Annotated in this window: 24 protein-coding genes; 12 read left to right on the top strand and 12 right to left on the bottom strand. The window is 70.3% G+C overall.

Going from position 1 to position 25,966, the window contains the following annotated elements:
• Positions 1–26 precede the first annotated feature (26 nt).
• Positions 27–1,121, bottom strand: a complete 1,095-nt coding sequence (locus Pla133_RS23765; protein ID WP_145069988.1) for an FG-GAP repeat domain-containing protein — start codon at positions 1,119–1,121, stop codon at positions 27–29.
• 266 nt (positions 1,122–1,387) lie between these two features.
• On the opposite strand from Pla133_RS23765, the gene dmeF reads away from it, so the two are divergent.
• Together dmeF and Pla133_RS23775 are read left to right on the top strand one after the other, a co-directional pair.
• Positions 1,388–2,332: a CDF family Co(II)/Ni(II) efflux transporter DmeF gene (gene dmeF / locus Pla133_RS23770; RefSeq protein WP_145069991.1), complete on the top strand. Its 945-nt coding sequence runs from the start codon at positions 1,388–1,390 to the stop codon at positions 2,330–2,332.
• A 17-nt stretch (positions 2,333–2,349) separates the two neighbouring features.
• Positions 2,350–2,946, top strand: a complete 597-nt coding sequence (locus tag Pla133_RS23775; protein ID WP_145069993.1) for a cation efflux transmembrane domain-containing protein — start codon at positions 2,350–2,352, stop codon at positions 2,944–2,946.
• 38 nt (positions 2,947–2,984) lie between these two features.
• On the opposite strand, the gene Pla133_RS23780 is transcribed toward Pla133_RS23775, so the two are convergent.
• Positions 2,985–3,803: a hypothetical protein gene (locus Pla133_RS23780; RefSeq protein ID WP_145069996.1), complete on the bottom strand. Its 819-nt coding sequence runs from the start codon at positions 3,801–3,803 to the stop codon at positions 2,985–2,987.
• A gap of 175 nt (positions 3,804–3,978) precedes the next feature.
• Positions 3,979–6,195, bottom strand: coding sequence for a HEAT repeat domain-containing protein (locus Pla133_RS23785; protein WP_419191902.1), 2,217 nt, complete (start codon positions 6,193–6,195; stop codon positions 3,979–3,981).
• A 166-nt stretch (positions 6,196–6,361) separates the two neighbouring features.
• On the opposite strand from Pla133_RS23785, the gene Pla133_RS23790 reads away from it, so the two are divergent.
• Positions 6,362–6,784, top strand: coding sequence for a hypothetical protein (locus Pla133_RS23790; RefSeq protein ID WP_419191903.1), 423 nt, complete (start codon positions 6,362–6,364; stop codon positions 6,782–6,784).
• A gap of 6 nt (positions 6,785–6,790) precedes the next feature.
• Here Pla133_RS23790 and Pla133_RS23795 read toward each other — a convergent pair whose 3' ends face one another.
• Positions 6,791–7,339: a hypothetical protein gene (locus Pla133_RS23795; protein WP_145070002.1), complete on the bottom strand. Its 549-nt coding sequence runs from the start codon at positions 7,337–7,339 to the stop codon at positions 6,791–6,793.
• Between the two features lie 141 nt (positions 7,340–7,480).
• On the opposite strand from Pla133_RS23795, the gene Pla133_RS23800 reads away from it, so the two are divergent.
• Entirely contained in the window at positions 7,481–10,297 is a 2,817-nt protein-coding gene (locus tag Pla133_RS23800) for a carboxypeptidase-like regulatory domain-containing protein (protein WP_145070004.1), read from the top strand.
• Between the two features lie 106 nt (positions 10,298–10,403).
• Here the strand turns inward: Pla133_RS23800 and Pla133_RS23805 are convergent, their stop codons facing one another.
• Positions 10,404–11,825, bottom strand: coding sequence for a DUF3362 domain-containing protein (locus Pla133_RS23805; protein ID WP_145070005.1), 1,422 nt, complete (start codon positions 11,823–11,825; stop codon positions 10,404–10,406).
• A gap of 806 nt (positions 11,826–12,631) precedes the next feature.
• Between Pla133_RS23805 and Pla133_RS23810 the strand changes: the two genes are divergently transcribed.
• The 8 genes from Pla133_RS23810 to Pla133_RS23835 all read left to right on the top strand — a co-directional run bounded on the left by Pla133_RS23810 (position 12,632) and on the right by Pla133_RS23835 (position 17,894).
• A complete protein-coding gene (locus Pla133_RS23810; protein ID WP_145070007.1) occupies positions 12,632–12,985 on the top strand; it encodes a hypothetical protein in 354 nt (117 codons plus the stop codon).
• 306 nt (positions 12,986–13,291) lie between these two features.
• Positions 13,292–13,969 carry a hypothetical protein gene (locus tag Pla133_RS23815; protein WP_145070009.1) on the top strand — a complete coding sequence of 226 codons (678 nt, stop codon included), beginning with the start codon at positions 13,292–13,294 and terminating at the stop codon, positions 13,967–13,969.
• Positions 13,954–14,826 carry a hypothetical protein gene (locus Pla133_RS26715; RefSeq protein WP_145070011.1) on the top strand — a complete coding sequence of 291 codons (873 nt, stop codon included), beginning with the start codon at positions 13,954–13,956 and terminating at the stop codon, positions 14,824–14,826. Before Pla133_RS23815 ends, Pla133_RS26715 begins: the two co-directional genes overlap by 16 nt.
• A gap of 434 nt (positions 14,827–15,260) precedes the next feature.
• The gene (locus tag Pla133_RS26720; RefSeq protein WP_145070013.1) at positions 15,261–15,653 is read left to right on the top strand and encodes a hypothetical protein; all 393 of its coding nucleotides are present in this window, start codon (positions 15,261–15,263) and stop codon (positions 15,651–15,653) included.
• Positions 15,654–15,656: 3 nt separating this feature from the next.
• A complete protein-coding gene (locus tag Pla133_RS23825; protein ID WP_145070015.1) occupies positions 15,657–16,463 on the top strand; it encodes a HEAT repeat domain-containing protein in 807 nt (268 codons plus the stop codon).
• 366 nt (positions 16,464–16,829) lie between these two features.
• Positions 16,830–17,015, top strand: a complete 186-nt coding sequence (locus tag Pla133_RS26725) for a hypothetical protein (RefSeq protein WP_145070017.1) — start codon at positions 16,830–16,832, stop codon at positions 17,013–17,015.
• Between the two features lie 194 nt (positions 17,016–17,209).
• Positions 17,210–17,413, top strand: coding sequence for a hypothetical protein (locus tag Pla133_RS23830; protein ID WP_145070019.1), 204 nt, complete (start codon positions 17,210–17,212; stop codon positions 17,411–17,413).
• Entirely contained in the window at positions 17,403–17,894 is a 492-nt protein-coding gene (locus tag Pla133_RS23835; RefSeq protein ID WP_145070022.1) for a nucleotidyl transferase AbiEii/AbiGii toxin family protein, read from the top strand. Before Pla133_RS23830 ends, Pla133_RS23835 begins: the two co-directional genes overlap by 11 nt.
• Before the next feature lie 9 nt (positions 17,895–17,903).
• Here the strand turns inward: Pla133_RS23835 and Pla133_RS23840 are convergent, their stop codons facing one another.
• The 7 genes from Pla133_RS23840 to Pla133_RS23870 form a co-directional block, all read right to left on the bottom strand.
• A complete protein-coding gene (locus tag Pla133_RS23840) occupies positions 17,904–19,823 on the bottom strand; it encodes a YgiQ family radical SAM protein (RefSeq protein WP_145070024.1) in 1,920 nt (639 codons plus the stop codon).
• A 203-nt stretch (positions 19,824–20,026) separates the two neighbouring features.
• Positions 20,027–20,971: a DUF1326 domain-containing protein gene (locus Pla133_RS23845; protein WP_145070026.1), complete on the bottom strand. Its 945-nt coding sequence runs from the start codon at positions 20,969–20,971 to the stop codon at positions 20,027–20,029.
• 113 nt (positions 20,972–21,084) lie between these two features.
• Positions 21,085–21,831, bottom strand: coding sequence for a TMEM175 family protein (locus Pla133_RS23850; RefSeq protein WP_145070027.1), 747 nt, complete (start codon positions 21,829–21,831; stop codon positions 21,085–21,087).
• Between the two features lie 13 nt (positions 21,832–21,844).
• Positions 21,845–22,078 (bottom strand): hypothetical protein, encoded by a 234-nt coding sequence (locus Pla133_RS23855; protein WP_145070029.1) that lies wholly within the window; start codon positions 22,076–22,078, stop codon positions 21,845–21,847.
• A gap of 13 nt (positions 22,079–22,091) precedes the next feature.
• Positions 22,092–23,093: an FAD binding domain-containing protein gene (locus tag Pla133_RS23860; protein WP_145070031.1), complete on the bottom strand. Its 1,002-nt coding sequence runs from the start codon at positions 23,091–23,093 to the stop codon at positions 22,092–22,094.
• A gap of 17 nt (positions 23,094–23,110) precedes the next feature.
• Positions 23,111–25,255 carry a xanthine dehydrogenase family protein molybdopterin-binding subunit gene (locus tag Pla133_RS23865; protein WP_145070033.1) on the bottom strand — a complete coding sequence of 715 codons (2,145 nt, stop codon included), beginning with the start codon at positions 25,253–25,255 and terminating at the stop codon, positions 23,111–23,113.
• Positions 25,252–25,911, bottom strand: coding sequence for a (2Fe-2S)-binding protein (locus tag Pla133_RS23870; protein ID WP_145070036.1), 660 nt, complete (start codon positions 25,909–25,911; stop codon positions 25,252–25,254). The genes Pla133_RS23865 and Pla133_RS23870 overlap by 4 nt, the downstream gene beginning before the upstream one ends.
• Positions 25,912–25,966 lie beyond the last annotated feature (55 nt).

Here is a 25,966-nt window from a genome sequence, read left to right on the forward strand (position 1 = left end):
CCGTACGAACGCCTACTGCTCGGACGTCAGAACGCCAGCAGGATCGACAGCACCCCGCTCGTCGCGCAGGTCACCACCAGGTCGACCTTGCCGTTCCCGTCCACGTCGCCGGCCGCGATGTCCGTGGGCCGACGACCCACGGGGTAGGTCACGCACTTGACGAAGCCTCCGGCGCCGTCGCCGCAGAACAGGGTCACGCTGTCCCCGTCGCGGTTGGCCACGGCGAGGTCCTGGTCGCCGTCGCCGTCGAGATCCGCGATGGCCACGCTCTCGGGGAAGGCACCGGCGGGGAGCACCGTGGGCGGCCCGAAGCCCCCGGCGCCATCCTCGAGTAGCACGGCGATGGCGTTCATCCCGCGGCCGCAGACCACCAGGTCGAGCCCGAAAACCCCGTCCAGATCGGCGGCCGCGACCTCGGCGAAGTCGCCGGCGAGCAGCAGCACGTCGTCGTTGGGACCCGCCGGCCAGTGGCTGCGAAACAGGCCCGCCGAACCGGTGACGAAGGTCGAGTCCCGCCCCTGCCCCTCGATATCGGCGAACAGCAGGCGCGAGCCGAAATCGGGCAGGCCGGGCGGCTCGACGAAGGAGCCTTCGGCGAAGCTGCCGGTCCCGTCGTTGAAGCCGTAGTCCAGGTACCAACTGCTGAAGTCCCTCACCAGCAGCACCGAGTCCAGGTCTCCGTCGCCGTCCACGTCGGTGAAGCCCACCGCGTGCTGGCTGCCGCCGTAGGTCGGCAGGAACGGACCCGGCCTGTGGGTCAGATCGCCGTTGCCGACGTAGCTCTGGGTCGCGTAGAGCGGCGAGAGTCCGAGGTCGGGCACCCCGTCGCCGGTGAAGTCCGCTTCGGCCATGGTCGACTGCTCGATGTAGCCGAGTTGGGCCAGCCCGGGGAGCACCTCCACTTGGATCCCGCTGGCCGTGAGCCCCAGGGTCGTCAGGTCGTAGACGCCAACGCCCCGGTTGACGAGGACCGTGACGTCCGCGGTGGGCCCCGGATCGAGGTTGCTCACGAGCACACGCTCGGGGCTGCCGTTCAGGGGCAGGTCGAGGCGGGAGAAGCCGGAGGTCTGCGGCGGGACCGCAATCGGCGCGCAGGCGAGCAGGGCAAGAATCGGGATCATCGGAGGCTCCGAACGGTGATGGGACGAGTCCCGCCGATGGCGGGCGTCGAGCGACCGAGCAACCTAAACACGAGCAAGGCGTTCGCGGTGCCCCGATAGAAGGGGATCCGCTTCGCGAACGCCCACGGTGGCCGGGCGACGGGTTCGTTCGCAGGGGCGCGTTCCTGCGCCGGCCCCGCCGTCCGCGGTCCCCGCCACGGAGCGCGACTGGCGTTGGTGTAGAGTCCGGGGCCCGCCACGAAACTGCGGACAAACCGGCAACCAAGATGTCCTTTCGAGAACTCCGCCCCTGGCAGCACGACCACACCTTCGGCCAGGACGCGCGCCGGCCGGGCGAGTCCAGGACGATGCTCGTCATCGCCCTCACGGCGCTGATGATGGTGGTCGAGATCGGGGCGGGGCTCGCCTACGGCTCGATGGCCCTGCTCGCCGACGGGCTGCACATGGCCTCGCACGCCATCGCCCTGTCCATCGCGGCCTTCGCCTACGTCTACGCCCGACGCCACGCGGCGGACGAGCGTTTCAGCTTCGGCACCGGCAAGGTCAACGCCCTGGCCGGGTTCGCCGGCGCGGTGCTGCTGGCGGTGTTCGCCCTGATGATGGCCTGGGAGAGCGTCGCCAGGATCCTCTCGCCGGTCGGCATCGCCTTCAACCAGGCCATCGGCGTGGCGATCGCCGGCCTGTTGGTGAATGGCCTGTCCGTCGTCCTGCTCGGGCACCACCACGGGGAGCACGACGACGAAGATGAAGAGGATCGCCATCACCACCACGACCACAACCTGCGCTCCGCCTACCTGCACGTGCTCGCGGACGCCCTGACCTCGGTCCTGGCGATCTTCGCCCTATTGGCCGGCAAGTACCTGGGCCTTTTCTGGATGGACCCGGCCATGGGTGTCGTCGGAGCCCTGCTGGTGGCTCGTTGGTCGATCGGCCTGCTGCGCGCCACCGCCGAGGTCCTCTTGGACCGCCAGGCGCCGCCCCACCTCACCGACTCGATCCGCACAGCCATCACGCAGGACGCCGACACCGAGGTCGCGGACCTCCACGTCTGGTCCGTGGGGCCCGGGATCTACTCGGCCATTCTGTCCGTGGTCACCGCTACCCCCGAGCCGCCCGAGCACTACAAGCGCCTCTTGCCCGAACACGAGCGCCTGGTCCACGTCACCGTCGAGGTCCACGGCCGCGAGCACGACGTGTCCGCTCGCACTTGACGCTCCGGGCCAGCCGCGTGACGACCACCGAAGACGGCCCTGAGCTGCGTCGCGTCGTCCGATCCGTCGCGCTCCTCAACCTCGCCTACTTCGGCGTCGAGTTCGCCGTGGCCCTCGGCATCGGGTCGGTCTCGCTGATCGCCGACAGCGTCGACTTCCTCGAGGACGCTTCGGTCAACCTGCTGATCCTGGTGGCCCTGGGCTGGAGCCTTCGTAGGCGGGCGCGGGTGGGCATGGTGCTCGCCGGCCTGCTGCTGGTTCCCGGACTGACGACCCTCTGGATCGCTTGGGACAAGCTCACAACCCTGGCTCCCCCGCAGCCCGTGACCCTCACATTGACCGCCGCCGGAGCGCTCGCGGTGAACCTCGGCTGCGCGCTGATGCTCGCCCGCTATCGACACCACACGAGCAGCTTGACCCGCGCCGCGTTCCTCTCCGCCCGCAACGACGTGCTGGCGAACGTCGCCATCATCGCCGCCGGACTCGCCACGCTCCTGGTCGAGTCCGCCTGGCCGGACCTGATCGTCGGGCTCGCCATCGCGCTGCTCAACGTGGATGCGGCGCGGGAGGTCTATCGAGCGGCGCGCGCCGAACACCTGGCCGCGCTGCCCTGAACCGATCGGCGCTCGCCACACGTCCCCCGGCGAGCGAATCAGTCGTCGGCGCCTGCCTGCTCGATCGCCTTCAGCTTGTAGTACCAGTCATAGGCCGCTTCCTGGGAGCCGCCTGCTCCAGCCTTGCTCTCGTCGTAGGGAGCGATCTTCAAGCCGTAGGTCCCGTCGCCGTTGAACGCTGGCATCATCGTCGTCGAATTGGACTTCGCCTCACCCAAGTAGAAGCCGTGGCCGACGGGACCCTCCCGGTGAAAGACCTGCCCCTCGCGAGGGCGCAGCTGAACGGCGCCGTAGAGATCACCGAGGCGATCGCTTTCTCTGGCTGCAAAGCTGATGGATGATCGAAAGTCCACCTGTCCATGAGACGACGTGGCCGCCTCGTCGTTCCAGCGAAGCAGGTAGCCCTCGTCGCTTATCTCGAATCCGACAGTCACGCCCTCGCTCCCTACAGAGAACTCTCCGACCAGCGCTCCATCCTGTTCGCGCACCGACTCCTCGACGAGCTCGGCCTCGAATGCAAGCTGCTGCCAAACGGACGCCCAGCCATGGAGGTCCGGCTCATACCCGTGGAAGGACTCCAGGTAGATCCCGGCTTCATTCTCGAACCGACCGCCGAGTTGGCCGGTAGTCACCTTCGCCACCTCGACCGCCCCGGTCACTGACTGCCCTGTCAGGGCAGCTTCTGGAGCGCCGACTGGAAGCTCCGAACTTCGCATCTCGGCTCTCGCGGCCGCAGGGCCGGTGCCGGCGTCACTCAGCGGGACGGCGTCGCCACGGCCGCCAAGGTACGGGGGCGGCTCTTCGTCGGACTCGATCCCTCGTCGACCGTTGCCGAGCGCCCAAACGACCATGACCATGGCGGCAAGTGCGAGCCCGCCCCACGCAACCTGCTTGTGCCCCATCACTCGCCCCCCACTCCCTGTTCCCGACTCTCACGACACCCTGGCCCGAGAGGCGCGGGCTTCGCCAGTTGAGCCCGCGCGTGACCACATCCCGATTCGTTCGAGCTCGCCAATGACGAACTCGCCCGACTCAGGGAATCGCGACCGTCTCGCCGCCCGAGTCCTTCGCCAGCCACTCGAGGATCTTGAACTGGCCGCCCACCTGGACGGTGTGAATGATCACGTGGCGCTCCTGGTTCCAGGTGGCGACCTGCTCGCGGATCATGCCGGGCTCGGTGATGTCGCCGACGCTGGGCTCGCCGTCGGAGAGCACGACCAGGGTGTCCATCTCGGGGTCGTCGAAGGCCGCCTGTAGGGCCGAATAGAGGTTGGTGCCGCCGCCGGCGCGCAGGCTGGAGATGTACTCGGACGCTTCGGCCTTGGCCTCGACCGAGCCGCGGGTCAACGCGTCCTTCCAGCCGTTCACGTCGAAGGAGAAGGTCAGGATGTTGAACAGGGCGGCGGGGTCCAGGCGCTCGATGGCCAGGTCCAACTGCTTCTTGGCGACGTCCATGCGCTTGGGGCCCTTCTCGCCGGCGTAGCGCGTGAGGGTCGGCTCCTCCATCGAGCCCGACACGTCGACCACGAAGGTCACGCGTGTGCTCTCGATCCGCAGCCCGAAGAAGTCGGGGGCCTTGGAGCTCTCCTCCAACCGGCGCCGCTCGCGCTCCTCCTCCAGGGCGCGCAGGGACTTGGGATCGATCGGCTCGAAGTCGCCCTCGTGATCCTTCCACCAGGCGGCCCAGGAGCGGCCGTTCTTGGCGAAGGGCTGGCCCGTCAAGCGCCACAGGGTGTCGCCGAAGGCGTCGGCCATGCGGCCGGTCTCGTTCTGGATCTGGGCGATCATCAACCCGACCACGGCCTTCGTGCGCAGCTTCTCCAGGGCTTCGAGGGCGATCAGGCGCGTCGACCAGTCTTCGTGGACGAGGGCGGCCTCGAGCTGCGCCATCGACTTCTCCGGCGAACGGCTGCCCAGCACGCGCACCGCTGCGTTACGCAGGCCCTGCAGGTCGGAGCCGGCGAACTCGATCAGCTTCGCGTTCCAGGCCTCGTCGCCCGTACGCAGTCGCGAGATCGAGTCGATCAACTGGGCGAACTCCGGCTCCGAGTAGTCGTCCGCCTTCTCGTCGGCGGCGGCCTCGAGGGCGTCGGCCAGGACCTCGTCCAGGGTCTCCAGGAAGGACGGGTCGCCGCGGTCGGCCATGGTCTTGATCACGGCCAGTCGCACGGTCATCGACTTGTCCTCGAGCAGCTTGATCAGCGCCTTGCTGACCTTCTTGTCGGAGTAGCCGACCAGCGAGCGGATCGCAAAGAGCTTCTCCGGCGTGCCGCCCTTGCCCAGGCGCTTGGCGATGTCCTTGAAGATCTTCTCGTCGCCGAACTCGACCACCAGGTCCGCGCAGCCCTGGACCTCTTCCATCGATGCGTCGCGCCGGCCGCCCTCGTCGACGACTTCACCGATCCAGTCGTCGCGCGCAATCTCGAGCAGCACCCGCGCCGCGGCCAGGCGGTTCTCGGGCCACTCGTCGCGGCGCTTGAACATGCCCTCGGCGGCGCTGAAGGCCTCTTCGGCGCCGCGCCGGTGCAGCTCTTGCACGGCGGTGCGCCGCACGGTGCGGCTCCAGTCCTCGACCGACGGGACCAACTCTTCGACGCTCAGCCACTCGGCCAGGGCGATGAACGCCAACTCGCGCACCTCGGGCAGCCGGCGGACCTCCTGCTCCTCCTCCTTGTCCTTGCCCCGCGGCTTGCCGTCGGTCTTGGGCTCGGTCTCGAGCATGCGCCGGTAGAAGGCCTCGTCGCTGCGCTGCTTCTGCTCGACGTGCAGCTCCATGGCGCGCTTGCGAACGGCGTCGTCGACGGGGAACTCGACCACCATCGCCAGGTACTCGCGACCCAGGCCGGCGGCATTGGCCAGGGATTGCAGCGCCTGGTCGCGCACCTCGATCTCTTGCTCCACGGTGGCCACGTCGAGCAGCTTCTGCATCGCCGCCTGCTCCGCCCCCGCGATGCCCCCGAAGCGCGACAGGGCCTTCAGCACCTCCAGCCGCGCCCCGAGCGAGCCGAGCACCCGCAGGGACTTGACCAGGGCCTGGGCCGCCGCCGGTTCGCGACTCTTGCCCAGGGCTCGAATCGTGTCGTAGCCGGCCTCGTCGCGCAGGCTCTCGAGTCGCTCGATCAACTGCTCGGTGCTGAAGCCGGAGACGTCGACTTCATCCTGGCCGACGGCGAGCCCGGCGGCGGGCTCCGCGAAGACCGGCTGGCAGAGGGCGAGGGGGCTGAGCAGCAGCAGGAGACGAAGTTGCATGGGTCGTTGCAGGTCGGGGGGTGAGGCGCGGGACGAGGCTACCCCGGCCCTGGGTCGGCCTGGGGTGGGACTTCCCGGATGCGGGCCCCAGCGGACGTGCCGACCGGCGGGGGCCGTCGAGTCTAGGGGAGCGCCGCGCCGATAGCGGAGTCCCCCGAGACCTCGAATGGACCACGCACAACCCCAGACCACTTCAGGGACGCCGCCCACGGCGCGCCTGAGGACCCTATTCGGCAAGCTCCGCGACCTGGACCTGCGCGTGGGGCGCATCGCCGTCGCCACCGGCCTGGAGGTGGTCCTGGAGGGCTGCGCCAGCCTGGACGACTCGGCCGGGCGCCCCCTGCGCTACCGCCTGCGGAGCTGCCGGGGCGACGCCCACCTGGAGCTGCGCCTGGTGGACGGGATGATCGAGCTGGAGCGCCAGGACGACCAGGGCGAGGTCCTCGGCTCGCGCCGAGTCGAGCTGGCCGGCGGCGCCGAAGGCCCGGTCACCGCCGCCTCGATCCAAGCCCGCATCGACCCCGACGCCGCCGACGCCCGCGAGACCGAGCGCTTCCTGCGCCGGATCGTGCGCGCGGCGTTCGTCTGAGCGCCGTCAGCGCTCTGCCACGTAGGTCTCCAGCCAGCGCAGCTCGTCGCGCTGGGCGTAGATGGCCGCGAACTCGTCGCGGTCGAGGGTCAAGGTCAAGGCCACCGGGTCCGAGCCGCGCGCCTCGGCGGGGTCGTGAACCACGCGGGTGATCAGGGTCGGATCCGCGTCGGGGTCGAGGGGCACCAGGCCGCCGCGGGCGAACAGGGTGCGCTCGCCGTCGCCCCGCGCGCGGACCAGGTTGAAGGCCAGGTCGCAGGCCGCCGTGAAGCCGCCGCGCAGGCGGGTCAGCTCGGCCTCCAGGCCGGGACGATCGAACCCGCCGTAGCGGGCCAGCAGGTCCGGAGAGGCCTGCTGCTGGCGCTCCAGGTCGTCGGGGGTCTCGAGCACGATGTAGACCGAGCGCTCCGGCGGGCGCCCCAGGCCCAGAAAACGCAGGACTTGGTCGCCGAACTGCCACCAGCCAGCCCCGCCGAGGAGCACGATCGCGGTCCAGATCGCCCGCCGCCGGGCGGAGAGGGGCCACAAGAGGACGCGGAGGAGGAGGCGGAGCACGGTCTCGGAGGTGGGGCGTCGTGGAAGCGCGCCCGGGATTCCAGGTGAACGCTGGGTAACGAGTGGTGCCGCCGGTGGCGCCTCTCGCGAGGTGGTCTAAGGTTAGGGGCTCCCCTCGTCCCGAGCGAACCTCCCATACCCATGCCCTCGACCCAGCGCCGGCCCCGTTCGGCCTTCCGCATCGCCTCCGTCGCGTCCCTGACCCTGCTCGCAGCCTGCGGAGGAGGAGGCGGCGGCGACTCCAGCGGCCCCGGCGGCACGCCCCAGCCGATCCAGCTCGCCAGCCTCTCGGGCGTCGTGGTGCGGCCCGGCGGTTCGGGGATCGAGGGCGCGACAGTGCGGCTCGGCAACTTGGTCGTGGAGACCAACGCCGACGGCGCGTTCGTGATGGGCTTCCCGGAGGCACTGCCCAGCAAGAACGTGGTGCTGACCGTCGATGGCGAGCCCGCGGAACTCGTGGGCGAGAGCTTCGGCACCGAGCGCTACGGCTTCACGGTCTCGGCGACCGACGAGCGGCCGACGGTCCCGAGCACGATCGTGCTACCCGACCGCAACAGCCCCGACGGCGACAGCGCCACGCTCACGATCAACGGCAGCGGCCAGGTGCAGAACGGCACGATCCTCAACGGCGGCGGCGACCTCTCGCTGGTCATCGCCGCGGGTACGGTGGTGTCGATCGCCGGCAAGGCCGCGCCCACCGGGCTCGAGGTCTCCATGGTGCGCGTGGACGGCGAGGAACTCGGCCACCCCCTGCCGTCGAGCATCGCGGCGGCCGGCTTCGCCGCCATCGGTCCGACCGAGGCGCGCTTCAACCCGGTCGGTGGGCTGAGCGGCCTGAGCGCGGTGCTGCCCAACGAGATGGGCTTCCCGCTCGGCACCGTCGTCGACATCTGGGCCTGGGACGGCGACAGCCTCGCGTGGGTCAACCGCACCGCGCAGACCGGGCAGTCGGGTCTGGTGATCAGCGTGCCCGGCGGCGGCACGGGCATCCAAGCCATCGGCGTGGTCGTCGAAGGCGGCATCTACGCCGGCGGCCTGATCGCGAACAACGGTTTCTCGACCACCATCTCCGGTCGCCTGCTGAACACCGATGCCCAGCCGATTCGCGACGCCACCGTGGCCCTCGCGACCGGGCAGTCGGGCCTGACCGACGAAGACGGGCGCTACAAGATCACGGGCGTGCCGGCCTTCAACTTCACCGCCGCGCTGGGGAGCATTCCCACGCCGGTGCCGGTGGCCGTGGGCTACCGCATCTCGACCGCGGCGGAGGACGGTGCCCTGGTGCTGCCGAAGGCGTCGGTGCCGGCGATCGGCATCACGCCCGGGGGCACCACCAACGTCGGCGACACGACCTTCTCGATCCCGAAGGTCGGCGCGCTCGTGGGCGTGCTCACCGGCGAGCAGGAGATCCCCGGCACGCCGGTGACCCTGGTCGGACCGACGGGCAGTGAGTTCATCACGGTCGGTGAGAGCAACCAGTACTTCCTCCTGAACCTCGAGCCCGGCTTCTACACCTCGAGCACGGTCTTCGCGGCCGGCGGCAACCCGGTGTACGCGTCGGCGGTCGTGACCGAAGGCCAGACCAGCGCGGTGACCCTGTCGCCCGAGGGCGGCACCGGCTCCCAGAACGTCAGCGTGTTCGTGGGCATCGAGGACGGCGCGAGCACCACGCCCCTGGTGCCGGCGCCCGGCGCGCAGGTGCTGCTGTTCGGGACCGACGCCGGCTCGGAGCAGGGCGTGCTGCGGACCACCGACGCGTTCGGCCTGGCGAGCTTCCAGGGTGTCGACGGGCCCTTCGTGGTCAGCGCCGAGTCGACGGCGATCGTGAGCGGCGCCAGCCGCCGTCTGACGACCACCGCCTATGCGATCACGCCCCCGGGCGGCTCGATCACCCTGGCCCTGGACGGCGTGACCCAGCCGGTGGTCAACGCGACCCTGCAAGGGACCCTGTCGGACCTGCCGAGCCTGGCCGCCGGGCAGAGCCTGGAACTCCTGGCCGTGGCCCGCGGCGACGTCGCCGGCGAGCGCTGGGTCGCCTCCACGCCGATCGATCCGGTCAGCGGTGCCTACAGCATCGCCGTGCCGCCGAGTCAGGCCCTCGACCTGGCCCTCGTGACCTGCGACAGCGCCATCGCCGGTGCCGACTCCGACCTGGCGCAGATCGTGGCCCTGCCGACCCACCCGAACCCTGTCAGCGCGGGTGGCATCGGCACGTTCGACGCCTCCTTCAACGACGGCCCGGCGATCGCCTTCGACCAGCTCGTGGACCTGGACCTGTCCGGCGGACCGACCAAAGCCTCCACCGCGTCGGTTGCCCTGGACCTGACCCTGCCCGGCGCGACGGGTGTGAATGACACGGTGCGGTTGCCCGTGGTCCTGGGCGAGCTGAACGCGAACGGCGGCGTCCTGGCCCTGCCGTCGATCGATCCGCTGGTGCTGGCCGGCTACGGCCTGGTGCTGCGCGTGACCGAGGAGGGCTTCGACGAGGAGCGCTCGGTCGCTTCGACGCCACTGACCGCAGCGACCGGCGGCATCGAGCTGACTTTCGACCAGCCGCCGCTCGTGGACGACCCCTTCGACGGCGCGACCTTCACGGCCAGCGACCTGGCGGTCGCCGCGCTCGACGTCGACGTGAGCGAGTCCTCAGGCGCGTTGGTGCGCCTGCGCCTGGCGGCCAGCGGCGCGCCGATCGCCCTGGGCATCGACGAGTCGGTCTGGACCATCTGGGCCCCTGCGAACGACATCCCGGCCTACCTGCCGACCCTCCCGATGCCCATGTGGGTCTCGGGTTCGCAGGTCACGCTGCAGGCCAGCGTGCTGCGGTCGGAAGACAGCCCCCTGAACCTGGGTCAGTTCGCGGCCAAGGCCCCGATCCTCGCGGGGCTGGACCTGTCGAAGAGCGAGACCCTGGCGAGCGGGCGCTCCGCGGTCTCGACGATCACCGTCGACGGGGAGTAGCCCGGCGTAGGCGTTCGTACGGTGCCAGGCACGAAACCGCCGCCTCGCCCTAGGCGGCGGTTTCGTGCCTGGCACCGTACGAACGCCTACACCGGGCCGACCGGAGCTAACCCGCGATGTCGAGGTCGTCCGAGTCCTTCGCTCCAGCGCGGGCGCCGTCGAAGAGCCTGCTCTTGCCGCGGGCCTGCTTGCGGCCCTTGGAGCCGGTCCGGTGGGCCTGGCGGCGTTCGTCGGCGGCGAGCAGCTCGCGGTAGCGTGGCAAGAGGTCCGTGCGGCCGGAATCGGTCAGCGCCTCCTCGACCTTGCGGCGTCCCTTCGGGTCCTTCCAGCGCACCAGGGCCTTCTGCTGGCTGCGCTCGCGCTCGGTGCGCGGGACATGGACCTCCTCGCCCGTGAGCGGGTCGCGGCCGGCGGCGTACTGCACCGCCGCCCGCGTCATCGGCAGGGGGATGAACTCCTGGGCCTGCTCGGGGCTGTAGTTGCGCTCGAGCAGCTTCTCGAAGAGCTGCACCGCCTGGGCCAGGGTCGTGCCCGGGTGGCCGACGATGAAGTAGTTGGCGAGGTACTGCTCCTTGCCCTGGCTCTCGCAGGCGGTGCGGTACTCCTCCTCGAACTGCTCGTACTTCTCGAAGCCGGGCTTGTTCATCAGGCGCAGGACCTCGGGGTCGGAGTGCTCCGGCGCGAGCTTCATGCGGCCCGAAGTGTGCTCGCCCACGAGGGTGTCGTGCAGCGGCAGGGTCTCGCCGTCCTTGCCGCGCAGCATGTCGTAGCGCACGCCCGAGCTCACGAAGGCGTGCTTGACGCCCTTGCTGCGCTTCACGAGCCCGAGCAGCCGCCGGTAGCCCTCGGTGGTCTTGTCCAGGCGCAGGGCCGGGCAGGGGTCCGGCGTCAGGCAGTCGCGATCGAGGCAAGGCTTGCCCTTCTCGAGCAGCTTGCAGCCCAGGCCCCACATGTTCGCCGTCGGCCCGCCGACATCGGTGATCGTGCCGCGGAAGTCGACGTGCTCGGCCAGGGTCGCGGCCTCCTTCAGGATCGACTCTTCGCTGCGGCTCTGGATCGCGCGGCCCTGGTGGAAGGTGATCGAGCAGAAGGAGCAGTCCGCGAAGCAACCTCGGTGGGTGTTGATCGAGAAGCGCACCGCCTCGAGGGCCGGCACACCCGGCCCCGCGTGGTCGGGGTGCACGTCGCGCCGGAAGGGCAGGTCGTAATAGCTGTCGACCTCTTCAGCCGTCGAGGGCGCCAGGGGCGGGTGCTGGAGCACCACGCGGGTGCCGTGTCCCTGCGCTACATCGACGCGAACGCGATCCGGGCCGGGGCCGCGACGAGGGTCGCCGACCACGAGTTCGAGAACGCTCGGGCCAACTTGATCCGGTGCTCGCCCCTCTGGCTGACGCGGACCTGGGTCGAGGAGCGCGCCCTGGCGCTCTCCGGTGAGCGACGCTGCTCGACCGCGGCGGACCTGGCGGCCTTCGGACCGCGGCGCGGTGAGAACCTCGAGTCGCTTTGTGAGTTCGTCGAGGCCAGGCATCGGCGCGGATTTCGGACCCCTCGAAGACCTCGTCGGGTTGACGCCGACGGAGATCCAACACTGGATGGGCCGCAAGGCGATGCTGGCCGACGGGACGGAGGTGGGGCTGTGTGTGTGGCGTCGGCGGCCTACGGCGGGCGATCGATCGTGATCGAGGTCGGCGGGGCGAGTGGTGGATCGACCTGGATGGCTACACGGGCGGGGTCCGACCTCGTCTCGACGGCACTCTTGCGGGCGCCCTGCGCGCTCCCCTGGCCCGGGCCGCGAACCTCTCCGGATCAGCGTCGTCCACGCGCGCCGGCGGGTCGAGATCCAACATGCCGCGGTGGCGCGCCATCCCGTCCACGGGCCGCGGGTAGAGCAGACTGCGTCGAATGCCGTCGCGAGGGGATTGCCGCTCTCGGCGTGATCTGCAGGGTCGCCCGGGTATGCGGCACTTCCCTGCGGGAGCTTCCGCAAGGCATCCGTGACGCGAGCGCCTAGCAGACGTCTGACAGGCGAACGTCAAAGGATACTCGGGTGACCATGCCTAATACGTGAGCTACGGCGAGTTCGCGAGCCGATAGCGTTCAGTCCTAGATCTTGGCGGCACCTTACTGGGCAGCTGCGGCGCCGTTGCCGCGCTGCGACCGACCCCGGCGACCAATACGAACCGCGTGTTCCCTCGTCGGCGCGAGAACGCCCCTGTTGCGGCAATCGGCCCGGACGGATAGCGTCCCCTTCCCGCCCGCTGTCGGTGCGACCGACAGCGGCGGTCGATGGACCAACCGCCCGTCCCGAAGTTCCAGAAGCCTGGATTCGACAGAATGAAGAAGCTCGCGAGCCACGTCTGCCTGGTTGCCTTGACGCTCCTGGTCGTCGCGACGGTGAGAGCCGCGTCGGACCCGATCCCCTTCCCTTCGCCCACCGAAGAGGCGCAGGCCGAGCGCGATGAGGGGATGCAGGAATCGAACCAGTGGCACGAGAACGACGGCGAAGGCCAGGAGTGGGAGTGGGCCGGTGAGAACTTCATCTACGAGGGCGAGGTGAAGTCAGAGGCGGCGGAGTGGGCCGTCCACGAAATGGTCGAGGACGGGTTCCTTACCGAGTCTCATGCCAAGGAGGGGGCGAAGGAGTGGTGGAAGAACGACCGCGAGAGCCCGCTAAATCGCGAGCCGTAGTAAGGAGGCCGCTACCCCCGGCCGGACGACGAGCCGTGCAAGGCGTACCCGGGTCAGCGCGGCACTGGGCGCGGAAGTGAGAGACCCCATGGCGGCTCGATCGAGCCGTCCGGAGTGGGTCTTGCCTAGACCTCCCCAGGTCTCACGTTCGGAGGGTGGGCGTCGAGGTGTGCAGCAGATGCCGTTCTCGTTCGCCCAGGCGGCGCGACGGATGCTGCGTCGGGGGGGGGGCTACTCGACCGCTGGTCCGCCCTAGGGTCACGCTGTCCGTGTCAATCGATCACGGCTCCGCCGACTAACTCGACCATGCACCTTTCCCGTCAGCAACTGGCTCGATTCTCGAGAGCCCAGCGGCGAAGCTTGCAACGGTTTCTGCCGGTCAGCCTGCTGGTCGGCGTTGCCCTCCTCCACCACTGGCTGGTGATCAAGGACGGCCTAACGCAGTGGAAGGGCGGCGGATTCGGGATGTTCTCGACCGTGGACTCCGGCGGGACGAGGGCGATCAGCGTCTTTGCCAAGTGCGGAGAGTGGAACTTCCGTGTCTCCATCCCCGCCGATTTACGAGGCCGACGCTCACTCGCCAAACGGCTTCCGTCCGAAGAGATCGTGCAGCTCATGCTGAAAGACCTCAGCCGTCGAGTCTGGGTCGTCGAGCGGTATCATGCGGTTCCACGGCGGCAGACTCAGCTCGGTCCGCTCGACTCGCTCTACCTTTCCCATGACGACTTGGTCAGTGCCGGGCGCGGTGCTGGCAGAATCGAGGAGTGGCGCCCCGATAGCACTGCGGTCCCCTCCTACGTAATTCCCGTGCGATTCGAAGCGGAGGTCTACAGGCTCGAGTACGACATTTCCGCTCGTACGATTCGACGCACTCTCCACTCGAGCTATTCGCGCCCGGGAGAACGACTCGAGATAATGGCCGAACTGGCCGGGCTGCCTCTATCGCAACTCGCGCGGAATCTGGCTCCTTGCTGCAAGCCGTGACGCGGCGTCTCGAACGGGCTATCCATGAGCTGCATAGCCTCGATCCCCGGGACGTGTCTGCCAGGCTGACACTGTTGCTCTTGGTTCTCTACGGGCCGGGGTACTGGGACCTTAGCGTTCCAACGGTCATGCTCGCCGCGGCCGGGATGACGATCCCCCCCCTGGCGCGGCAGCCGTACTTCTGGGGAGCGCTGACTCTCATCCAGGCCGTGGGGGTCATTCCGAGGGTCTACGTCATCGACAACCATAAGGTGCTGATGGTCTACTGGTGCCTCGCACTGTCGTTGTCGATGAAGTCGCGTGCACTGCTAGCGCACCATTCGCGGCTGCTGATCGGGTGGTGTTTTCTCTTCGCGGCGTACTGGAAGGCCGTGACCCCTGGATTCGTCGATGGGTCCTTCCTCCACTTCACGATGCTCACCGACACCCGGTTCACCGGGTTCGCGCAGATTGTCGCTGGCATTGACGCCGGAGTTCTCGATGAGAACAGGAGCGCCCTTCGTAGCACGGTGTCTGGCGACGTGGCGAGCGCGCGCCTCTTGGATAGTAGATTCGCTGGACCCTTGGCGCTCTCGATGACCCTCTGGACCCTGGTGTCCGAGGTTCTAATTGCTGTTACCTTCCTCCTGTCGAAGTGGATTCGGTTGGCAAGGAACCTGCGCCACGTCGTCCTGGCGCAGTTCGTGTGCTTCACCTATCCGGTTGCGACGGTGGTCGGCTTCGGGTGGTTGCTCACGATCATGGGCTACGCTCAAACGGGCAGAATGGAGGGCCGGTCCAGGATCGTCTTCCTGGGTCTGTTTTTGGCGATGCAGCTCTTCCTGGTTCCTTGGGAGCGATTAGTCTTGGGGAAGTGAAGCTGGAGTCGTCGGTCCTGAACGGGCGGGCATCACGCTGGTTGCTCGCCTCCTCGTCGGTTTGCTCCCTGGCCGCGCTCAGCGTCGCGGCCTGGGCAATCGTCGGGGCCGTGTCCGGGCGCTCGTCCGCGCGGTCGGAAGGGAGCGAGCGGGCCATGCGCTTGATGCAGGCCGAAGTCGCCGAGATCTCTCGGCGGGCGGCGGAGGCATGGGGACGCGCTCGTGCAGTTGCCTTGGGGCCCGGTGCCCGTCGAGCGGTAGGCGCGGAGCCGCTGGCCCTGCGGGACCGGCTCGCCCACCTCGAGCGGCGGCTGGCGGAGCTCGAGCGATTCTCGTCCATCAAGCCACGGCTCCTGTCGCTCGAGGACATTTCGACCTCGGATCCGTCCCTGGCGGACGAGCTGTTCTCGATCGCCCACTACCGATCGGTGATCTTGGATTCCGAGTCCGGCGTCGAGGAACGATCGCGCGCACTGCTCACGTTGTCGCGGCTTCCCAATCCGGATGCCCACCTCGTGGGAGAGGTCGAGGATGCCTGGCTCCGGGACCAGGGGCTGGCGAACGACGAGCGGAGCCAGACCCAGCTCATGCGGGTCTATCGAGGTGTCCGAGCGGGCGAGCGCGTTCGGGACGCTCTGCTGTCCACGGCTCGATTCTCGCCCTTCGAGACCGCTCGCGACCAAGCGATCAACTCGCTGAATCAGCACTACGACGATGACCTGGTGCGACAAGTCGTGAGCGAGGCGCTCGAGTACGATCCTTCCGCCTCGGTCAGGGAAAGAGCGCGGGACTTTCTCCGGCGCCGGGACGCCTATGGTGATCGGTGAGGCATGCGAATGAGGAGAGAGCCTTCACCGCTGATCGGCCTGGCCCTCGCTGTGCTCGCGCTCGTGGGGGCGGCGGCAGCCCTGGCCGTCGCGAATCGACGGGCGCCCAGCGGTCAGCCGGATCTCGACCTGGAATTGATCGAGCGGGACGTCGCGCGTTTGGAGGCACTGCAGTCGGCGCTGCGGTCCGAACTCGACGACTTCGCGGAGGCGGCTAGTCAGGCGCCGGTCACTACCCCGCTCGCGGCGGGCGAAGCGGCGCCCGAAGACGTCGTGCTCGCCTTGGCCCAGCTCGAGACGAGGGTCGACGAACTCGAGGAGGAGTTCGCCCTCGGAATCTATGGGCCGGTGGCGGACGACTGGAATCGACGCGAGGCGCAAGCACTCGAGTTGCCTCGATCGTCGTTGGCGCGGGATGGTCTCGAAGCCTACCGGGTACAGCTCTCGGACGCCGCGAACCGCGACGACGAGCGGCTGGGCGCGCTCCGGATGCTGCAGCTCTTCCCGGACGAGATGGTCGAAGGCGACTGGCTCGTCGCTGCCGCGATCGACCTGATCCGGACCGCGCAGGACCCGGAGGTCGTCGAGAACGCGGTCGAGGCGGTCGCGCGCGAGCGGGATCCGCGCTACCTGGCAGCCCTCGTCGAAGTGCTCGAGGGCAGCGCCAGCGAGGGAGCACGGTGCGAGGCTGCGGACGCGTTGCGAGACTACGTCGGCGATCCGCGCGTCGAGCTCGCGCTGCGGACGGCATCGGACACCGATCCGTCTGCCGACGTCCGGAAACACGCGCGGCGGGCGCTGGGGAACTGAGGACCCCCGCTCGAGGAGAGGCGCTCGGCCCGTCACCGCGCGGATCGCGGTGGCGGGTGCCTCTCGGGGCGGCGGTAGAGCGGTGGGCCTACCATGACCTCGCTGCCGTCGCCGACCCGGTTCGAGAGCACGTTGGACCGACTCGTCGACGATCCACCGGCGCCGCACGCGGTCAGGACTGAGTGCGGGCGTGGGCGCGCCTCGACCGCGAGCAACCCGGACCGCACCGACGACGGCGCAAAGGACGATCGGGTCGAGCGCGCCGACGGGGCGGTCCGCTCGACAGCCGAGGAACCCCGGTGCTGGGCGCTCGCGGCGAAGGCGCAGTTCGGAGCGCGTCTCGTGCTCGGCCCCGAAGACCCGGCGATGGCCAGGCCATCGGGTCCGTGGCCGGAGGGCTCCGGAGAGGCGGTTCCCAGGAGGGCAGCCAGAGCGCCGCTCTCCCTCGACGAGTTCGCGACCCAGGCGCCCCTCCTGGGCCTGGTCAACCTCGCCGCGACCGACACGCTCGCCCGCGGCCGCTCGGCGTCGACGACGGTCACGGTCGACTGACGGCGAGACGCTCGCCGGACCGCCGGTCCCTGTCGAGTCCGCCGGCGGCGCGGTTAGGGTCGGGCTCCGCGCCCGCCTCCGAGTTCGCGCTCGCCATGTCCTACCACTGCCTCACGCCGCTCGACGAACTGGTCGACGCCGACGGTCGCTTCTGATTCCTGTGGGACGGCGATCTGACCCTCGACCAGTTCCGCGTGATCCTCGCCGGCGACGACGCCGAGCAGCGCGCGCGGATGATCGGCAAGCTCCTGCGCGAGGCGCGCCCCGACGACGCCTTCCACTTCCTGACACCGAACGACATCCGCGCCGAGTGGCCGCGCATCGAGCGCGACCTGGGCCGGCGCCGCGAGTTCTGGCGCTGGCTGCTCGACGAGTGGGAGCGGATGGGTGTCGCGTAGTCGGCTGTCGCCGCTCCAGCTCCGCGTCCTGCGGGCCCTGGCCGACGCCGAACCTCTCCAGCCGGGCGCGACGTTCCACCGCTGCCGCGTCGCCCACGGAGACGACTCGGTCGTCGTCGACCTGGTCGCCGATCCGGTCGCGACCGTCGAGGTGCCCGTCGTGGGTGCGATCGACGGCGTGCCCGTGCGAGTCGACACGCCGCACGAGATCCTGGTCAACAACCTCTGCGCACTGCTCTCGCGATCCGAGGTCCGCGACCTCGTGGACGCGCGCGTCCTCCTCGCGAGCGGCGGTGACCTCGACCGCGCGGTCCGCGACGCGCCGACCAAGGACGGCGGCTTCTCGGCGCTGGTGCTCGCCGACGTGCTCCGCGGATTCCCGCTCCAGGCCGCCGAGTTGGATCCATCGCTCCTCGAGGGGCACGCGGCCTTCCGCGACGACCTAGTGACGCGACTGCTGCGCGGTTCGGTGCCGGGCTGAGCAGGACCCTTAGCCAGCCAGGTCCATGTCCCCGCCGTCGCCCGCGCGGGCGCGGTCGAAGAGCTTGCTCTTGCCGCGGGCCTGCTTGCGGCCCTTGGAGCCGGTCCGGTGGGCCTGGCGGCGTTCGTCGGCGGCGAGCAGCTCGCGGTAGCGTGGCAAGAGGTCCGTGCGGCCGGAATCGGTCAGCGCCTCCTCGACCTTGCGGCGTCCCTTCGGGTCCTTCCAGCGCACCAGGGCCTTCTGCTGGCTGCGCTCGCGCTCGGTGCGCGGGACATGGACCTCCTCGCCCGTGAGCGGGTCGCGGCCGGCGGCGTACTGCACCGCCGCCCGCGTCATCGGCAGGGGGATGAACTCCTGGGCCTGCTCGGGGCTGTAGTTGCGCTCGAGCAGCTTCTCGAAGAGCTGCACCGCCTGGGCCAGGGTCGTGCCCGGGTGGCCGACGATGAAGTAGTTGGCGAGGTACTGCTCCTTGCCCTGGCTCTCGCAGGCGGTGCGGTACTCCTCCTCGAACTGCTCGTACTTCTCGAAGCCGGGCTTGTTCATCAGGCGCAGGACCTCGGGGTCGGAGTGCTCCGGCGCGAGCTTCATGCGGCCCGAAGTGTGCTCGCCCACGAGGGTGTCGTGCAGCGGCAGGGTCTCGCCGTCCTTGCCGCGCAGCATGTCGTAGCGCACGCCCGAGCTCACGAAGGCGTGCTTGACGCCCTTGCTGCGCTTCACGAGCCCGAGCAGCCGCCGGTAGCCCTCGGTGGTCTTGTCCAGGCGCAGGGCCGGGCAGGGGTCCGGCGTCAGGCAGTCGCGATCGAGGCAAGGCTTGCCCTTCTCGAGCAGCTTGCAGCCCAGGCCCCACATGTTCGCCGTCGGCCCGCCGACATCGGTGATCGTGCCGCGGAAGTCGACGTGCTCGGCCAGGGTCGCGGCCTCCTTCAGGATCGACTCTTCGCTGCGGCTCTGGATCGCGCGGCCCTGGTGGAAGGTGATCGAGCAGAAGGAGCAGTCCGCGAAGCAACCTCGGTGGGTGTTGATCGAGAAGCGCACCGCCTCGAGCGCCGGCACGCCGAGCCCCGCGTGGTCGGGGTGCACGTCGCGCCGGAAGGGCAGGTCGTAGTAGCTGTCGACCTCTTCAGCCGTCGACGGCGCCAGGGGCGGGTGTTGGAGCACGACGCGGGCGCCGTGGGTCTGGGCCAGGACGCGGCCGTCCGGCTGGTTCTCCTCGCGCACGGCGTTGAACAGCTCGACCAGCTTGCCCCAGTCGGCTTCGAGCTCTTCGAACGTCGGGACCCAACGCACGTCCGCGGGCACGTCCTCGGGACGCACGAGCTCGCAGGTCTGGGCCAGGCCGCGCAGGGGTCGGCCCGCTTCGCAGGCCCGCGTGACCTCGAGCGCCGAGCGCTCGCCCATGCCCCACACCAGAAGATCCGCCTTGGCGTCGACCAGGATCGACCGCCGCATCTTGTCGTCCCAGTAGTCGTAGTAGGCCAGGCGCCGCGGCCCGGCCTCCATGCCGCCGATGATCACCGGCACGCCCTTGAAGTGGTGGCGCGCCTTGGCCGTGTAGCCGATGGTCGCGCGGTTCGGTCGCCCGGGCGCGCCGCCGGGGCGGTAGACGTCCGTGCGCCGCTTGCGCTTGGCGGCGGTGTAGTTGGTGACCATCGAGTCGATGGTCCCGGCCGACACGCCGACCCAGAGCAGCGGCGTGGGCAGGCGCTCCCAGCCCGAGCCGTCGGGCTCGTAGTCGGGGCAGTCCAGGATCCCGACCCGGTAGCCCTTCGACTCCAGGAAGCGCGCGATCGCCGGCACACCGAAGGAGGAGTGGTCGACGTAGGCGTCGCCGGTGACGAGCAGCACGTCGAGGGCGTCCCAGCCGAGCTCCTCCATCTGCGCGCGGGTGCGCGGCAGGAACGGGGCCGGGGAGGGAGTCGAGGACGTCATGGCGGGGCTCGCGGGAGTTCTACGGTTCGGGTCCGAACCGAGCAGGATAGTCGGGGCGGGTGCGGTGGCGCCCGGGGACGTACGGTGGCGGGATCATTCGTCCCACCGGCAGCCGACAGCGCTGCGCTTCGCAGCGCTGTCGGCTGCCGGTGGGACGAATGATCCCGCCACCGTACGTCCCGCGGGCGGGCGGGGTTCCACGGTCAGGTGTCGAGCGTGTCGCTCCAGGGCTGGCAGCCCTCGCTCGTTCCCGCGCACCGTCCCGCGAGTTGCCCCACGTACTCGCCCACGAAGACGTTGTTCTGCCCCTCGTAGCGCCAGGAGGGCAGGCCCGCGGCGCCGGCGAAGGAGCAGGTCTCGGGCACGCCGACGGGCAGGCCGGCGTCGGCGCCCAGGGGCTCGTACCAGCGGTGCTCCTGCATCGAGCAGCAGGATCCGTCGGCGATCGCGTCGCCGGCCAGGCGGATCACGTCGCCCACCTGCACCGCGAAGGCGTTCCCGTCGCGCTCGAAGCTCACCGGCTGGGCCTGCACCGACCGCACCGAGCCGACCGCCTCCCCGTGCGCGGCGTCGAACCAGGCCCGGGCGGCCTCGAACTGCGCCTCGCCCCCGGGGGCATCGATCCAGACCGCGCACTGGCGCTCGGCGCCCGTGGCCAGGTTCTCCCGGCCGCTGACGGCGGCGACGACCCGCGCTCCGGCGAGGTCCACGCCGTCCACGGTCCCCTCGGTGATCGACCAGGCCATCAGGGCCTGGCGCCCTTGGCTGTCGGCTTCGCTGGCCACGTGGCAGGCTCCGGCGAACACGGAGGCGCTGCGGGCCTCGACGTAGTCCGCGCGCACAGTGTCCGCGCGCACAGTGTCCGCGCGCACAGTGTCCGCGCGCACAGTGTCCGCGCGCACAGTGTCCGCGCGCACAGTGTCCGCTCGCAACTCGACACCGGCCGACGCCCGCTCGCCGACGACCTCGAAGGTCACCGCGGACGAAGGTCCCCGAGCCGGAGCCAGAGTCGGTGCCGCCGAGCCCTCGGGCAGCAGCAGCGGGCAGGCGATGAGCGGCTCGCTACCGCAGCGATCGCAGTCGAAGGCGGTCAGGGCCCCGGCGCTGCCCACGGCGGCGACGGAGAGGGCGATCAGGATGGCTTTCATGGTGGACCTCGATGGTTCCCGGCGCGGAAGGGGGCCCGCGGCGGCGACCCCCGTCTATAGCAGCTTCGGCCGGAGCCGGGTCCGGGCTCCAACGATCCCCGCTCCGAAGCGGTTCACGGATTCTCGACCCGCGAGTCACGGACCGCCGCCTGGGCCGTCGCGCGCCGGCCGATCTGCCAACCCAGCACGCCCTGCATCGGGCCGATAGCGATGTAGGACAACCCCGCCGGGCCCGGAAGCCCCGCGCTGGCCAATCCGATCGAGAGGCTCGAAACCGCGATCATGACGCCGTGCGAGGCCAGCTCGCCGCGGGAAAGCACGCGCTCCACGGCGTCCAACTCGAAGACGTCGCGGCGGCGCCAGGCGCGCAGGGTCATCACGAACAGGCACAGGTAGATCAGGCCGAAACCCACACCGTAGGCCTGCATCAGCCAGATCACGTTCTCGTGCCCCAGCTCGCGCAGGCTGAGGCCGTCGCCGAGGTCGGTGAAGCTGTTGACGAGCAGCGTCGCCAGGAGCTTCAGCGGGTAGATCCCCAAGAGCAGCACGAACAGGAAGGCCGCGTTGAGCCAGACCGTGACCCCGTCCTCCAGGCCGTAGCGGCGGTGGAACAGGAAGTGCGACTGCCAGACCATGATGATGAAGGCCACGCACAGGGCCATCACCGGAGCGCGCAGGAGGATCGCCTCGAACTGGGCGAAGCTCTCCACCCCGCGCACCTCGAAGGGCACGACCAACAGGGTCATCGCCAGGGCGAAGACGCCGTCGGTCAGGCTCTCGAGGCGCGAGACCTCCCCGCCGCGCCAGCGGAACAGGGCGTCGCCCCGCTGGGCGCGATCGAAGAGGTGCTGACGCAGCAAGGGTCTGCGGCGCTCAGGTCAGCGAGTCGAACAGCGAGCGGAAGCAGCTGCGCCCGCTGCGGCACAGCTCGGGCACCGCGACCTCGCGGTCGGGACCCAGGACCTGGTTCGTGCGCCGGCACCAGCAGTGGTTGCTGGCGTCGAGCACGTCCTCCTCGGTCATCGGAGGCTTCGAGTTGAGCAGGAGCTTCTTGCTGCCGAGGTCGGCGCAGAAGGGCGAGAGGCGCGGCCGGTTGGTGCTTTCCATGGTGTCGACCTCCTCAGGCCAGGCTCTCGAGTGCGCGGGTGATCAAGCCCTTGGTGAGGGGCACCTTGTAGCCGTTCTCGGCCAGGGGCTGCGCGCCGAACAGCGCCGCCTCGCGCACCTGTGCGACGGTGCGCGGGTCGATCTCGTTGTCCTCGAGCAGGCGCTCGGCCGACTCCACCCGCCAGGGTTTGGGCGCCACACCGCCGAGCACGATGCGCGCCCGATTCACGCGCGCGCCGTCCATGCCCAGGACCAAGGCCACCGAAGACAGGGCCCAGTCGTAGGACTCGCGCTCCTTGAACTTCAGGTACGTGCTGCGCGTCCCCGCGGCCGGAGCCGGCACATGAACCTTCGTCAGCACCTCGCCCGGACGGCGCACCGTCTCGGTCGAGATGCCGCCCTCGCGCGGCAGCAGGTAGAAGTCGGCGAGGGGCATGCGGCGCTCGCCCTCGGGCCCCACCAGGGTGACCTCCGCGTCCAGAGCGATCAGCGCCGGCGCCAGGTCCGAGGGGTGCACGATGTAGCTCGGCCCGCCGCCCAGGATCGCGTTGTACTTGTTGCGCCCGACCGCCGCGAGGCAGGCGAGACCGCCCTTCTTGAGGCAGACGGAGGCCTCGTTGCGGTAGTACCAACAGCGCGGGCGCTGGTTGAGGTTGCCCCCCACCGTGCCCACCGAGCGGATCTGCGGCGAGGCGATCGAGGTCGCCGCCTGGGCCAGCACCGGCATCTGCTCGCGGATCGCGCCGTGCTCCTCGAGCTGGTGCAGACGCACCATGGCGCCGATCGTGAGGTTGCCGGCGCCATCGCGCTCGATCGCGTCGAGCCCGGGCACGCGCCCGAGGTCGATCACCGTGTCCGGCTCGGCCAGGTGCTCTTTCAACTCGGTCAGGAGGTCCTGACCGCCGGCCAAGAGCGCCGCCGGCCCCTTGCCTCCGCCGATCGCGCCCTCACCCTCGGCCAGGGCCATCACGGCCTGGTTCAACGTCGTCGGCCGCGCGAGTTCGAAGTTCTTCATGGAATCGTCTCCGAAGCTCAGGCGCGCTCGGCCAGGGCGGCCAGCACGCGGTCAGGGGTGAAGGGCAGGGAGCGCAGGCGCGCACCACAGGCGTTGAAGATCGCGTTGGCGATGGCCGAGTGCCCCGGGATCACCGGCGCCTCCGCCATGCCCGTGGCCAGGTTGCGCCCGTCGTCCTCGTCGAGGATCACGCGCAGGCGCGGCATCTCCTTGGGCCCTGCGATCTTGTAGCTCTCCAGGTTGTCGCTGAGCAGCCAGCCCATCTCCGCGTCGAGCACGCGCTCCTCGAGCAGGCCGTAGGACAGGGCCTGGATCATGCCGCCGTTGATCTGGCTGGTCAGGGCCAGGCGGTTGAGCGGAATGCCCTGGTCGTGGGTGGCGACCATGTCGAGCACCTCGACCCGACCGGTGAGCGTGTCCACGCGCACGCGCGCCGCCTGGGCGCCGTGCAGGGAGCCGTCGGCGTCGAGGCTGCCGTCGTACTCGCCGCGCACCGACAGGGGCTGGTTGCCGAGCAGCGCGCAGACCTCGCCGAAGCTCATGGTCATGTCGCCCTCGCCGGCGACGCGCACGCGGCCCCGGACCCACTCGTAGTCGCCGACCTCGGCGCCGAGCACCGGCACCAGGCGCTGCTCCAGGGCTTCGCGGGCGCGGTGCGCCGCGACCTTCAGGGCCGGCGCGAGGGCGCCGGTCGTGACGCTGCCACCCGAACCCACCGACGGGGGCAGGTCGCTGTCGCCGATGCGCGCGGTGACCGCGGACAGGGGCAGGCCGAGCTCCTCGGCGATGATCGCCGCCACCAGGGTGCGCGAGCCGGTGCCCAGGTCCTGCACCGCGCAGCTCGAGGTGACCGCGCCGTCGGGCGTGATCCGCACCTCGACCTCGCAACCCGGGCGCCCGCCGGCGCGCCAGGTGGCCAGGCCGAAGCCGATGCCCTCGGCCCAGCCGTCGGCGCCGGCCTCGCCGGGGGCGGTGCGGTTGGGATGCGCGTCCCAACCGATGGCGTCCGCGACCACGTCCAGGTGGCGACGGTAGACGTCGCTCTCCACGTTGACCTTGCGGACCTCGACCGGGTCGAGCCCGGCCGCGTAGGCCAACTCGTCCAGGAAGCTCTCCTGGGCGAACGACGCCTGGGGATGGCCCGGCGCGCGCATGGCGCGATTCGAATCCAGGGCCGTGTGCACCGAGCGCGTGCGCGCGGCGTTGGTCTCGCAGGCGTAGATGTAGGGCATCAAAGGGAAGGCCCCGCCCCCGGTCCCGCCCAGGCGGTCGACCTCGGCGAACTGCCCCACCAGGCGCCCCTGGGCGTCGATGCCGCCGCGCATCCGCACCCAGGTCCCCGAGCGGTTGCCCGCCATCTGGAACTCCTGGGGCCGGTCCAGCATCAGGTGCACCGGCCGCAAGAGCTTCTTCGCGATCAGACAGCAGATCGCGCCCTCGAGCCCGATCCCGAACTTGGCGCCGAAGCCGCCACCCATCACCGGCGTGAGCACGCGCACCTTGTCGGCGGGCAAGCCGAGGTTGCGCGCGAACTCGTCGACGCTGCCCGAGACGGCCTGGGTCGAGGCGTAGCAGGTCGCGCTCTCGCCGTCGTAGTCGACCACGTGCCCGTGGGTCTCGAGGCACACGTGGTGCTGGATCGGCAGCTCGTAGACCTGCTCGACCACGACTGCGGCGCCCTCGAGGGCCGAGTCCACGGCAGCCTCGTCGCCGCGATCGCGCGCGCCCGAAGTGTTGCCGCGACCGGTGATCGACGGCGCGCCGGGCGACAGGCTCTGCTCGCGCGTGACCATCGGCGGGTAGTGGTCGCGGAAGGCCGCGCGCACGGCGCGGGCGGCGTCCTTGGCGGCCTCGGGCGTCTCGGCGGCGACGTAGGCCACGATCGAGTCGTCGCCCAGGTAGACCAACTCGTCGCCCGCGGCCTTCTGGGCCTCCACCAGGACCACGCCGGGGATGCGCCGCGCCGGCTCCAGGTCGAGCGAGGTCAGCTCGGCGCGGGGGTAACTGTGCAGCACCAGCCGCGCGTAGACCTGGCGCGGCAGGCGCACGTCGTGGGAGTAGACCGCGCGGCCGGTGACCTTGTCGGGTCCGTCGAGGCGCGCGTAACCCGTGTTCAAGAGGGTCATCTCCCCGCGCGGCTTCCACTTGGGTGTGGGGCTCATCGTCCACGCCCTCCGCTCTTGCTCGCGGCGCTGGCCGCGGCTTCGAAGATGTGCGGGTAGGTGCCGCAGCGGCAGAGGTTGCCCGAGAGCTCGTGGCGGATCGTCGCGTCGTCGGGCGCGGCGTGCTTCGCCAGGCAGGCGGTCGTCGCAACCACGAAGCCAGGGGTGCAGAAGCCGCACATGGAGGCGTCCTTGTCGCAGAAGGCCTGCTGCACGTCGGACATGTCGTCGGGCGAGCCGAGGCCCTCGACGGTGGTGATCTCGGAGCCCTCGAGGGTGCAGGCGAGCTGCAGGCAGGAGTAGACCGGGCGGCCGTCGACCAGCACCGTGCAGGCGCCGCAGTTGCCGCGGTCGCAGACCTCCTTGGTGCCGGTCAGCGCCGGGTCGAGCCGGTGGCGCAGGGTCGAGAGCAGGGTCGTGCGCGGCTCGACGGCGACGGTGCGCTGCTCGCCGTTGATCTTCAGGCGCACGTTGACCAGGCCGGCCAGGCGACCGTCGGTGGATTCCTGGGCCTCGGCCGCGGTGGCGGCACCGGCCAAGCCACCGGCGAGCACGCTGCCGGCAGCGGCGCTGCCGGCGGAGACCAGGAAGGAACGGCGGGAGAGGTCGGGACCCTGGGGGTCGGACTCGCGGGGCTCGCGCGGGCGCTTGGCCATCGGTGCTCCAGGTGCGTGGGCCCCGCGGGAGGGTGCGGGGCCGGGGGGAGGGGCC

The sequence above is a fragment of the Engelhardtia mirabilis genome (assembly GCF_007748095.1).
Classification (GTDB): Bacteria; Planctomycetota; UBA1135; order UBA1135.

Excerpts from the sequence above, each read along its gene's own strand:
- Pla133_RS23865 (WP_145070033.1), bottom strand. The coding sequence starts at position 25,255 with ATGAGCCCCACACCCAAGTGGAAGCCGCGCGGGGAGATGACCCTCTTG.
- Pla133_RS23845 (WP_145070026.1), bottom strand. The coding sequence starts at position 20,971 with ATGAAAGCCATCCTGATCGCCCTCTCCGTCGCCGCCGTGGGCAGCGCC.
- Pla133_RS26725 (WP_145070017.1), top strand. The coding sequence starts at position 16,830 with ATGGCCAGGCCATCGGGTCCGTGGCCGGAGGGCTCCGGAGAGGCGGTT.
- Pla133_RS23815 (WP_145070009.1), top strand. The coding sequence starts at position 13,292 with ATGCACCTTTCCCGTCAGCAACTGGCTCGATTCTCGAGAGCCCAGCGG.
- Pla133_RS23805 (WP_145070005.1), bottom strand. The coding sequence starts at position 11,825 with ATGCCTGGCCTCGACGAACTCACAAAGCGACTCGAGGTTCTCACCGCG.
- Pla133_RS23790 (WP_419191903.1), top strand. The coding sequence starts at position 6,362 with ATGGACCACGCACAACCCCAGACCACTTCAGGGACGCCGCCCACGGCG.
- Pla133_RS23825 (WP_145070015.1), top strand. The coding sequence starts at position 15,657 with ATGCGAATGAGGAGAGAGCCTTCACCGCTGATCGGCCTGGCCCTCGCT.
- Pla133_RS23870 (WP_145070036.1), bottom strand. The coding sequence starts at position 25,911 with ATGGCCAAGCGCCCGCGCGAGCCCCGCGAGTCCGACCCCCAGGGTCCC.
- Pla133_RS23855 (WP_145070029.1), bottom strand. The coding sequence starts at position 22,078 with ATGGAAAGCACCAACCGGCCGCGCCTCTCGCCCTTCTGCGCCGACCTC.
- Pla133_RS23840 (WP_145070024.1), bottom strand. The coding sequence starts at position 19,823 with ATGACGTCCTCGACTCCCTCCCCGGCCCCGTTCCTGCCGCGCACCCGC.
- Pla133_RS23785 (WP_419191902.1), bottom strand. The coding sequence starts at position 6,195 with ATGCAACTTCGTCTCCTGCTGCTGCTCAGCCCCCTCGCCCTCTGCCAG.
- Pla133_RS23765 (WP_145069988.1), bottom strand. The coding sequence starts at position 1,121 with ATGATCCCGATTCTTGCCCTGCTCGCCTGCGCGCCGATTGCGGTCCCG.
- Pla133_RS23860 (WP_145070031.1), bottom strand. The coding sequence starts at position 23,093 with ATGAAGAACTTCGAACTCGCGCGGCCGACGACGTTGAACCAGGCCGTG.
- Pla133_RS23800 (WP_145070004.1), top strand. The coding sequence starts at position 7,481 with ATGCCCTCGACCCAGCGCCGGCCCCGTTCGGCCTTCCGCATCGCCTCC.
- Pla133_RS23780 (WP_145069996.1), bottom strand. The coding sequence starts at position 3,803 with ATGGTCATGGTCGTTTGGGCGCTCGGCAACGGTCGACGAGGGATCGAG.
- dmeF (WP_145069991.1), top strand. The coding sequence starts at position 1,388 with ATGTCCTTTCGAGAACTCCGCCCCTGGCAGCACGACCACACCTTCGGC.
- Pla133_RS23810 (WP_145070007.1), top strand. The coding sequence starts at position 12,632 with ATGAAGAAGCTCGCGAGCCACGTCTGCCTGGTTGCCTTGACGCTCCTG.